At 59.8% G+C, this 9,178-nt stretch carries 10 protein-coding genes; 2 read left to right on the top strand and 8 right to left on the bottom strand.

The genetic code is table 11. The annotated features are described in order from the left end of the window. A partial coding sequence (locus ACTNBY_RS09170; protein ID WP_441064250.1) for a hypothetical protein occupies nt 1–344 on the bottom strand: 344 nt, incomplete at its 3' end. A gap of 13 nt (nt 345–357) precedes the next feature. After that, nucleotides 358–831 carry a hypothetical protein gene (locus ACTNBY_RS09175; protein WP_441064252.1) on the bottom strand — a complete coding sequence of 158 codons (474 nt, stop codon included), beginning with the start codon at nt 829–831 and terminating at the stop codon, nt 358–360. A gap of 182 nt (nt 832–1,013) precedes the next feature. On the opposite strand from ACTNBY_RS09175, the gene ACTNBY_RS09180 reads away from it, so the two are divergent. Further along, the gene (locus tag ACTNBY_RS09180; RefSeq protein ID WP_441064254.1) at nt 1,014–1,589 is read left to right on the top strand and encodes a hypothetical protein; all 576 of its coding nucleotides are present in this window, start codon (nt 1,014–1,016) and stop codon (nt 1,587–1,589) included. Nucleotides 1,590–1,710: 121 nt separating this feature from the next. After that, a complete protein-coding gene (locus ACTNBY_RS09185) occupies nt 1,711–2,319 on the top strand; it encodes a hypothetical protein (protein ID WP_441064255.1) in 609 nt (202 codons plus the stop codon). A 13-nt stretch (nt 2,320–2,332) separates the two neighbouring features. Here the strand turns inward: ACTNBY_RS09185 and ACTNBY_RS09190 are convergent, their stop codons facing one another. The 6 genes from ACTNBY_RS09190 to ACTNBY_RS09215 form a co-directional block, all read right to left on the bottom strand. Continuing rightward, nucleotides 2,333–3,259, bottom strand: a complete 927-nt coding sequence (locus ACTNBY_RS09190) for a XamI family restriction endonuclease (protein ID WP_441064257.1) — start codon at nt 3,257–3,259, stop codon at nt 2,333–2,335. A gap of 2 nt (nt 3,260–3,261) precedes the next feature. Further along, nucleotides 3,262–4,764, bottom strand: coding sequence for a methyltransferase domain-containing protein (locus ACTNBY_RS09195; protein WP_441064258.1), 1,503 nt, complete (start codon nt 4,762–4,764; stop codon nt 3,262–3,264). A gap of 19 nt (nt 4,765–4,783) precedes the next feature. Further along, a complete protein-coding gene (locus tag ACTNBY_RS09200) occupies nt 4,784–6,115 on the bottom strand; it encodes a hypothetical protein (RefSeq protein WP_441064260.1) in 1,332 nt (443 codons plus the stop codon). Between the two features lie 76 nt (nt 6,116–6,191). Continuing rightward, nucleotides 6,192–7,355, bottom strand: coding sequence for a Rep family protein (locus ACTNBY_RS09205; protein WP_441064261.1), 1,164 nt, complete (start codon nt 7,353–7,355; stop codon nt 6,192–6,194). A 167-nt stretch (nt 7,356–7,522) separates the two neighbouring features. Then, entirely contained in the window at nt 7,523–8,911 is a 1,389-nt protein-coding gene (locus tag ACTNBY_RS09210) for a type IV secretory system conjugative DNA transfer family protein (protein ID WP_441064263.1), read from the bottom strand. 8 nt (nt 8,912–8,919) lie between these two features. Beyond that, nucleotides 8,920–9,178, bottom strand: a 259-nt coding sequence (locus ACTNBY_RS09215; protein WP_441064265.1) for a hypothetical protein, incomplete at its 5' end; no start/stop codon positions are given.

A 9,178-nucleotide genomic window follows, 5' to 3' on the forward strand; every position in this document is an offset into this window, starting at 1 on the left:
ACGCGGCCGTTCTCGTCGCGATCACCCCACATCTTTCCCGACGGGTTAACAAGGGTGACCTTCGTGCCCTCGGGAATATCGACACCCATCTTGCCCATGAGCTTGACGTCGAACATGCGGTGGCGGTTGGTGCGCGGGCGGCGGTCGCCGTAGACCTTGTACTCGGTGCGGTCGCCGACGATAACGACGGTCACCTTGGTGCCGAGCACGCGCCCGGTCGCCTTGCCGTCCTCGTACTCGCTAAGAGGCTCGCAGGCCTCGACCTCAAGCGCCTTGTCGCGGAAGAAAGCCTCGCAATCGAACTTCTCGAACTGGGAGAGGTTGTTCATAACGTCGCTTGCCATTACCTATCACTTCCTAATTGTCAGAGCCGGCGAAAGCCAGCGGATCGATACGGTACGTGTCATCAATGGAGAGGATGCCGTTGCTTGCCGCCGCGTACATGGCACCGACAACCATGTCCAGCGGCCAAGGGGAGCCGGGGCAGCGCATCCCGTCGGCAGGATCGAGGGCGACCTTGCGCGCAGCGCAGAGGCGGCAGAAGCCGACGGCTTTGCGGAACGCGGCGAGGAGGTCGCCGAGCGCGATGGAGGGGCTTTGCGATTCGAAGTCGCGATAGGCGATCGTCTGCCTCGCGAACGAAATTGCCGCCCTGACGCTGGCGTCCAGCTCGGACAACTCCTCTTCGGCAGACGAGCCGACGGGCGCGGCATTCATGAGAACGGCAATGCTTGCGCGAACGGAACTCGCGAGGCCAACCGCGCAGCGCAACTTGGCATCGGCCGCATAGGCCGCAGCAGATACGCCGCCGCAGATACAGCAGGTGACCATATAGAGCCTCCTATTCTTTCTCGTATAGATGGATAGTGACCACGTGGTTGGAAGCATTATAACCACTTTGGTTACTTTGTAAACTCAATAATCTTAATATTCCACTTGGTCCCCGGTTATATTGTTTCTCCATGTGCTACTTTATGGCTATTACAAAGCCGTTTTTATAGGGGTTGTGAGACATGCCGATCGAAATCGACTACAAAAGTGGCCTACCGAGGGACAAGAAAACCGGCAGCGTCGTGAACCCGGCGACGGGTGAGGAAATAAGGACGCTGAATCCCCTTGAGATCACAGACATGGCCCTCGAAATGTTTTTCAACCTCGACGAGCGCGACAGCCTGACGGCATCCGAGCGCAAGACGCTGGGGCAGAAGGTGAGACGCACCGTCGGGGACAAGCCGATCACAAGGGGACAAGCCGAGCAGATGCTTTCCGAAGGCGGGGAGCTGTACGACTACTTCCTCAAGAAGTCCGGCGCGAAACGCGCGGAGCTATCGAACGTCGTCAGCGCCCCGAAAGAGGAACTACTGAACACCCTGGTGAATCAGGCAACGATCGAGGCAATGCTGAATGCGGTCATATCGTCGCTCTACGATGGCCAAGAATTCGACACGAAAAGGTTCAAGCAGCACACGCGCGAGATGGCCAAAGAGATGAAGCTAAAACCGAGCCAGTACGAAGCGCTCTGCAATTCACAAGTCGAGATATGGGGCCAATACGTTGGCAAGCCAAACGACGGGCTGTCCAAGAAATAGGGTCGATCTAGAGACCATCGACCGAGTCATGATCCGTTTCACGGACAACACGAACCGGATCATGACTCATTCACAGCATGATTGACCGAGTCACATCACCGAGAGCGATAGGACCAGAAGCGTGGGTACGACAATCCGCGAGGTAGCCGAGATAACCGGCACGAGCAAATCAACAGCAATGAGGGCCGCCAAACGCCTGGGCCTTCTTTCCAGCGCGAATAAGACTGGCTCACGAGGTGCTGTCGAGCTTGACGAGCGGCAGGCATCAATGTTGGCGCACGAGCTAACGGCCAAGAGAGCTGATCGCCGACCGAACCAGCGACCGAGTCATGGGGAGAATGGCTCAGTCACCGCGTCACATGAACCGATTCACGGCAAATATGAAGCAGAGGACTTCACCGCTGGGTACCTCGCGCGGATAGAAAGCCTAAAGGCGGAGAACGCCGGGCTCCGGGAGCGCATCAGGGAGCTTGCGGCGGATATGGAGCGATTGAAGGCCGAGGAAATCGCGCTTCAAAAGAGGTACGACGAACGCGGCGACAAGATAGACGCGCTGCTCGAAAAGATAGAGGTCAAGCAAGGCCAACTCGAAACCGAACGGAACCTCGCCTCGATGTGCCAGCAGGAAAACGCGAGCCTCAAGCTTGAAATGGAAATGATGAAACGCGCACCGCTAATCGACCGAATCTTCCGGTACAAACGCCTCCCGGCACCGCAGGACGAGGACTAGGGACAGCATCCCGTCAATCTCTGGTCGAGTTCACGAATCGAACCAATTCAGAGAGATCGGCAGACCAGAACAGGTACGCGCCCTCGTCTTGAGCGGAAACCAGATTTGAAGTCTTGAAGCAGCCCTGCAGCACGGCACCGGAAACGCACTGTCTTCCGAACGCTTCTTTCCACTTGGCGACCTTGTCGACGGCCTCATGGTTCAGACGCTTGTAGGAATTGACCTCGCTGTTCGACACCTTGCACTCAAGGCACATGATGCGACCGTCGAACAGGCCGAAAACGACGTCCGCCTTTGTTCCATCCACTTTCGTTTCGCGCCTGAACACCTCTCCAGGCTTGGGCGCGTCGGAAAGCATCGTAAAGTCATGGCCGTCGACAATCCTCATGCCGCATTCGCTTACGAGCGTATCGCGAACCGTTTTCTCCTGGGCATGGCTTGACTGCCCGCGCATCAGCGTTTTCGTCTTCTGGTCGGCGATGAGGGCGGAAACGGCAACGCACGCCGCGTGCTTCTGCTTGTCGGTTGGCTGCTCGCCGGTCTCGATCCAGGGGAATATATCCGTGTTGAGGTTGCGCGCGAGATATTCGAGTGCAGCACTCGAAAGCTGCTCGTCTTGAAAGCGGCTGGCCGCAGCGGTCCCAGTGTCGGACAGGCTCTTGAAGTCATCCTCGCTGACCGTCGGCCTGTCCATGTTCCTGAGCACGGACAAAAGCCCGTCGATCAGGAGTGTTTGACCTTTGCCCTTAAGTGCAAACAGGTTGTCCGTCTGAGAGAGCGCACGCGAGACGTCGTTATAGGACTTTTCGAAACAGTCATGGTAGTGGCCGCTCAATTCCTCCTCGGCTCGATGCCGGTCGGAGACAAACCTGTCCGCCGACGCCTTAGAGAGTTCTCCCAGCTCTTCCACGGTATAAACCCTCGGCATAATCTGGCTCACGCCTAGGCCTCCAATCGCTCGACGCACGGGACGAGAATGGCCTCGGCCTCTTTGGGCTCGAACTTCGCAAGGCCACCGCAGTAAACACGTCCGTCACGCAGGTTAACATGCGAGTTCAAATAGTCGACGAGATTGGCTAGGGCCTTATCAGACAAATTTCTCTTCGGGTATATCCCGTGAACAACGTTGAGCATCGACAAGCCAAGGTCGTTGCGCACGAATGTCGGGTTCTTCCTCGACATATACGTCATCATGATCGCCGGTGCCTTAGGCGGCTGCACCGACCACCATGCACGCCGGCTGCTGGCGACATACCCTTTGTCGACACCGCGCCTCGAGCCATCAGCGACGACCTTCTCGGCAAATGTCAGGGCGGGACCGGAAAGCGTTCCGAGATCAACGGGAAGAGTTATAAGCCGGCCAAGTAGATCGGATCGGCCCTCGGCAACACACCCGTCCATGATCTCCCTCGCGTGGGCGACGATGGGAACGGAAAGCTCCTCGGGAAACTCGGCAAGCTCGCGCGCGGGACGGACCCAGAACTTGTTGTTTCCAGTGACCACGCCGCGGTGAACCGAGGCAAGGCTTCCGAGAGGGATCAGGCCTTCGATATTCGAAGTGGGTCCGTCGGTCACACAGTCGATAGTCCTGGACCATTTCTGCGAGGCATTGAGAACTCTCAGCGGGATGCTTACGTCTGCGCCATCGGGCATCGTCACGTCAACGTCATCCCTGGGCGTATCGGAAAAAGAGAAGACAACGGCCGTCGAGTCCGTGCCCTCAAACAGCCTCACGCTGCGGTCGAAAAGGCGCATGTGGGAGATCGGGAGATGCGTAGTCAGGAGCTGCCGGACGAAGTTGCCGTAGTTAACGTCCATCCATTCGGCGCTGGTGATCAATAGGCCGAAGTCGCCGCTCTGCCAAAGGTCGGCGATGTGGGCCAGAAAATGGATATGCAAGCCGGCGAGGCAGCTCGAAGGAAGCCCAAGGCGACCAGCAACCGCCTTGAACCGCTTCTTATCATCAGCGGCTATGTTGTGATGTCTGACGTACGGCGGATTGCCGATCCATAGGGTCTTGCCCCTATCTCGCGGCAGGGAGAAGTCGAGGAACGAGGAGTTGACGACCTCGATCCTGTTCGAAAGACCGTAGCGCCGAACGTTCTCGGAGCACATCGTGCAGGCCAGCGGAGAATTATCAACGGCATACACCTTCGCATTGGGGAACATCATGGCCGCGGCGAGGGAGAATCTTCCGCTGCCGCACCCGCAATCGACCACGCAATCCGGATCGACCTCACCGGCCGACTCAAGAACCATCGAGTTCACTATTTCAAAAGGCGTATAGGTGCTACCGGTCGCCCTGCGAGTCGTTGCCGAAAAACTCGACATGAACTCATCGCCGAGATTGTCGGTCAGAGAGAGCAGTTTTTTATTCGTTGAATCATTGACGATCATCAGAGTTTCCTCGACTTTTTCTGAAAAGAGGCCCACATCGTAAGTCATAAATCGGCGCACGCTGGCTTTAGGCCGTCCGACTGCGCGTATCATCCACGCCGGCGGCGGCACAGGCCATCCGCCAATGCCTGCAAACCGTGCTCTTGCTCATGCTGAGATCGCGACAGGCTGCGTTCTTTGTGGCATCAGGATGGCCTGTAAGGTACTCAGAGAGGCGCATCATCGAATCGAGGCGCCTGCGGCGGTGGACGTTCGCGAGGTGCTCGGCCTGTGTGAGGCCGTTGCGCTTCTGGTGCCCGAACTCAAACCCGCACTTCTCCTCAAGCCACCAGCGCGGGAACTTCTCAACGTCGCCCTTCTGGTTGTAGACCTTCATCGCCTTGGTGCACTCCGACCACTTGATAGGTGGGTGGCCATACTTCTTCGAGCACTCGTTCCACGAGCGATACAGGCTCTTCACGTCGGTTTCGAGCTTCGCGAACGGGACATGGTTCTTCTTCGCGGCGACAGAGAGGCAGACGACTTGGTTGTATCGGTGACCGAACTCCCCATAGAGGCGGCTCCTGTCCATCTCACGCGAGAACAGCCAGTTGTAAAACCCCCAGTTCTGGCCACGCCGAGCCTTGCCGGTGGCGGGAAGGTCGTTGCCATGGATCGAGTGTGCGAGGCTGCACGACATATCAAAGGCCTCTTTGGTGAAAACGGTCTGCTCAAGCCCAGCGATAGTCGCCAAATCGGATATGTCGTAGCGGTCTCCAAAGTCGTACACGGTAACGACCTTGGCCCCCGAGTCGCGCTTTGGGAGGCTGCCCGGCACGCGGTAGGGCTGCGTGAACCCGTGGCGGTCGATCTCCCACATGTCGCCGGCTCCGTAGTAGTCGTAAAGCCACCGGCTTATCGCGGCAAGCTCAAGCCTCCAGCGCTTGAGAACGTCAACGGGCTTGCTCAGGGCATAGTAGAGGTGGACACCGTGCCCGGAAAACGTGACATAGCTAGGCGGAAGGTTCCCGGACTCCCACTCGCCAACGAGGCAGGAGAGGCCGTCGATGGTCAACCGATCAATGTCGAGCACGAAAGCACACAGCTGATCGACGAAATCAACGCCGAAGCCAGACTCATACCAGACACCTTTGTTCTTCGTGTACTTCGCACGAGGAAAGTAAGTGCAGGCTGAGAAATAGGCATCGGAACGTCCGGCAACGGCATCGGGAATATCTCGCAGGCGGACGCTTCGCCACGTCCCCGAACCCTCCTCGGAAAACACGATGGGAATCTGGACGTCCGGACCATAGCGCTCATAGAGACGGCTACCAGAAAACAGCAAAGACGGAAAATCGGACGGATCGAGAGCATGGCAAAGCTGACAAGAAGACAGCACGGAATCGAAAGAAACGGCCATCGGGGCACCCCTAGAATCTGTAAGTCCCTATACGGGGGGAATTAAAGCAATATATAGTACCGATAGTATACGGCCCCTATCTGCAAAATCTGTCGAAGGCGTCAGCCGTCGAGGTGGGCACCTTCTTGACGACGTAGGGGTTCGGGTACCCAGAGCCCTTGACGATCGTGTACATCCGAAGGTTCTCGTCGAACTCAGTGGCCCACACAAACTTATCGTTCATGAGAACGGAGAGGGTCACGCGTCGCTCAAGCTGGCCGAAGCTGTCCTTACCGCTCCCGGCAGCACCAAGGCCGACGTCCTTGTACCAATACTCGAACGGAGAGAACGGCGTGGTGACGATAATGAGGTCACAGGCGAGCGGCACGTCGTGGTAGCGCGCGGGGGCGGTGGCACCGGCTTCGATACAGTGCGGATCGGTAACGCGCAGGAGATCGGCATACTTCATCGAGCCCGGGCGCAGCTCGTCAAGAATGGCCGTGTGTTTGTCAGGGGTGTAGCCAGCCCAGGGGTCGCGGGTGCTTCCCGAGATGAAGTAGTCACCGCGCTCGGCGGCGATCTTCTTCGCGAGCCTGGTCTTTCCGCAACCAGATTCCCCGTAGATCCAGACGCATTCGAGCGGCTTACCGGCATTCGCCTCGCGCCATTCCCGAGCCTCGACCTCATGGCGCGCGTGCTCGACCTCACGGAGCTGTCGGGCCACCCGAGCGTACTCATGGCCCGTAAGCTCCTCGGCGGCCTCGTCGGCAGTCATCACCCCGTCGTAAACGTCATCAAGAACACGGCTCGTCACCGACCGACGGCGGCGACCTGCACGGGCGGCGGCGACCTGCTGCGATTTCTCCTCAAGCCAGGTCGGGTAATCGAACGACGCAACGACTTTACCCGGATCGTACTGATACTTGCCGGCAGAGCTCGCGGTGCGGTGGCAGAGGTAGGAGAAGGCGTTGTCGGCGCTGCCGCCCTTGGCGTCCCACTTGGCGATGTACTGGGGCTTGACCCTGAGCTTCCGCGCCACGGCCGAGAGCGTCCGGGGGTTCTTGAAGCTCAGCGCCGCGTGGACGTGGTCGGCCGCCTTGCTGCCATCCTCAGAGACGTCCATATCGTGCTCAATGACCGCCCAGCGATCGGCACCGAGGCCGTCTATCGACTTGACCAAGTCATCGAAGCTCTGGCCGAGATACGCCGTTTGCTGCGTGAGCATCATCGTCCGGCACTTCGGGTCGCCATTCTGTGCCATGTGTGTCTGCCTTTCTATCGGAACCCCAGCTCGAACGGCCATCCGGTGGAACAGGGATTTGGGTTCTGCCGGGCGGAATAACAAGCCCTTCCGCCCGGCAAGCTGGAGAAATAAAGGAACGGAACAAACGGCCGCCCACGTCGCTTTATGCGACGTGGGCGGCCGCATCAGCTGCGGTAATCGTCGAGTAAGCGTTTCAGCTCGGCGTACACCTGAAAATCCATCCGCGGGAAGCGAACGAACATGGGGTTGGCATGCTCGCCGTCATCACACGAGAACCATGCGTCACCGGGCGCGTAACGCCTCGCGGGCAGGGCGTCGAGAAGCGGCCTCGGCCAGATGAAAGCCCCGTCATCGACGGTCGGGCGAAACAGGACGTGCGTGCCGCACGCGTTGAGAACGACCGTGGATATGCCGCCGGAGCCGACGGAGGCCTGCGCGACGCTGATTATCAGGAAGCACCCGGCCGAAGCGCCCATCGTCGCGATAGTTCGGACAAGCCCCTCGAAGTCATCGAGGGAATAGCCGGGATCGTCCTTGTCTCTCCTCTTCGGAAGAACCGAGCAGAGGGCGACGTACTCGTCTATGAACAGGTAACAGGGCTTCATGCCTGCGTCCCACCACATGACGGCGTCCCCGCGCTCCTTGGAAAGCTCGTTGAGGTGGCTCTGACGCTCGCACCTGAGCCGGTCGAAGTCGCGAACCTCGCTCAGGATCGAGTGAGCGCCGCCGTCCTCGTCCAGGGTCACAGCACCGCACTGGGAAAGCTCGGCGCTCTTCGGGTCTATGAGAACGACCTTCGAACCGTAATCGTCCGCACCGAGGAGGAGCACCTGAATGAGCAGCGAGATAACGCCCGTGGTCTTGCCCGCGCGAGTCTTGCCGGCGACGATCCAGCTGCGCGCCACGGTCAAATCGAGGCACAGGCCATCCTGAACGGCAAGGCGCGTCGGGCATTCCGGGCGCATCTCCTCGACAGACGAGAACCTGAGTGACTTGTCGCTCGAAACGTCCGAGATGGTGAACCGGACGAACTTGCCGGCGGCGTCCTGCTCGAACGAAACGACGGCGAACGACTCGAACCTGCCATGCAGGGCAGCGCTTATGCACGACCCAATATCCGAGACGGATTCGGCGTCGCCGGAGTCCGTGTAGACAGTGACGGAGAAACCGCCCCCGTCGCGGCGGCACTCGATCCGTGGCAGCTCGTCGCCGTCCTTGAGGCGGAGCGGGTTGCCCCGCGTCGCGGAATACAGGCGCTCGCACACCTGCCAGCGAACACGCCGGGCGTCTGTCGCCCTGAGCGCGACCACGCCCGACGCGACAGCCACAGCGAGGGATACGACGAGGGCGGCGCACGACGCGCCCGCGAGGATCGAGGAGAGGCCGGCGGCGGCCGCGTCGAGGAGATCAGCGCCCGTGTCGGTCGGAACGGCGAGCGCCGCGGCGAGACCGAGCGACGCGGCGACGGCCGCGGCGGTTGACGCCATCAGCACCCGGAGGGGGAGCGGCCGCCACGCAAGGCGGCCATGCCTCCGGGAAAACAGCGAAACCACGGCTCGCCCTAGCCGCGCTTGAGGGGCTTATCGAGGGACTTCTCGCGCTGCTGATCCTGCATCGCAGAAGCAGCAGCGCCGGGGAGGGGCGCATGGGAAGAGGCGGCGACGGGGCGCACATCGTCGGCCGTGACAGAGAGCTTGTTGCGGACGCGGACGCGGCCGTTCTCGTCGCGATCACCCCACATCTTTCCCGACGGGTTAACAAGGGTGACCTTCGTGCCCTCGGGAATATCGACACCCATCTTGCCCATGAGCTTGACGTCG

This window comes from Collinsella sp. HCP28S3_E12, assembly GCF_052065595.1.
GTDB lineage: Bacteria > Actinomycetota > Coriobacteriia > Coriobacteriales > Coriobacteriaceae > Collinsella.

Excerpts from the sequence above, each read along its gene's own strand:
- ACTNBY_RS09175 (WP_441064252.1), bottom strand. The coding sequence starts at position 831 with ATGGTCACCTGCTGTATCTGCGGCGGCGTATCTGCTGCGGCCTATGCG.
- ACTNBY_RS09180 (WP_441064254.1), top strand. The coding sequence starts at position 1,014 with ATGCCGATCGAAATCGACTACAAAAGTGGCCTACCGAGGGACAAGAAA.
- ACTNBY_RS09195 (WP_441064258.1), bottom strand. The coding sequence starts at position 4,764 with ATGACTTACGATGTGGGCCTCTTTTCAGAAAAAGTCGAGGAAACTCTG.
- ACTNBY_RS09200 (WP_441064260.1), bottom strand. The coding sequence starts at position 6,115 with ATGGCCGTTTCTTTCGATTCCGTGCTGTCTTCTTGTCAGCTTTGCCAT.
- ACTNBY_RS09205 (WP_441064261.1), bottom strand. The coding sequence starts at position 7,355 with ATGGCACAGAATGGCGACCCGAAGTGCCGGACGATGATGCTCACGCAG.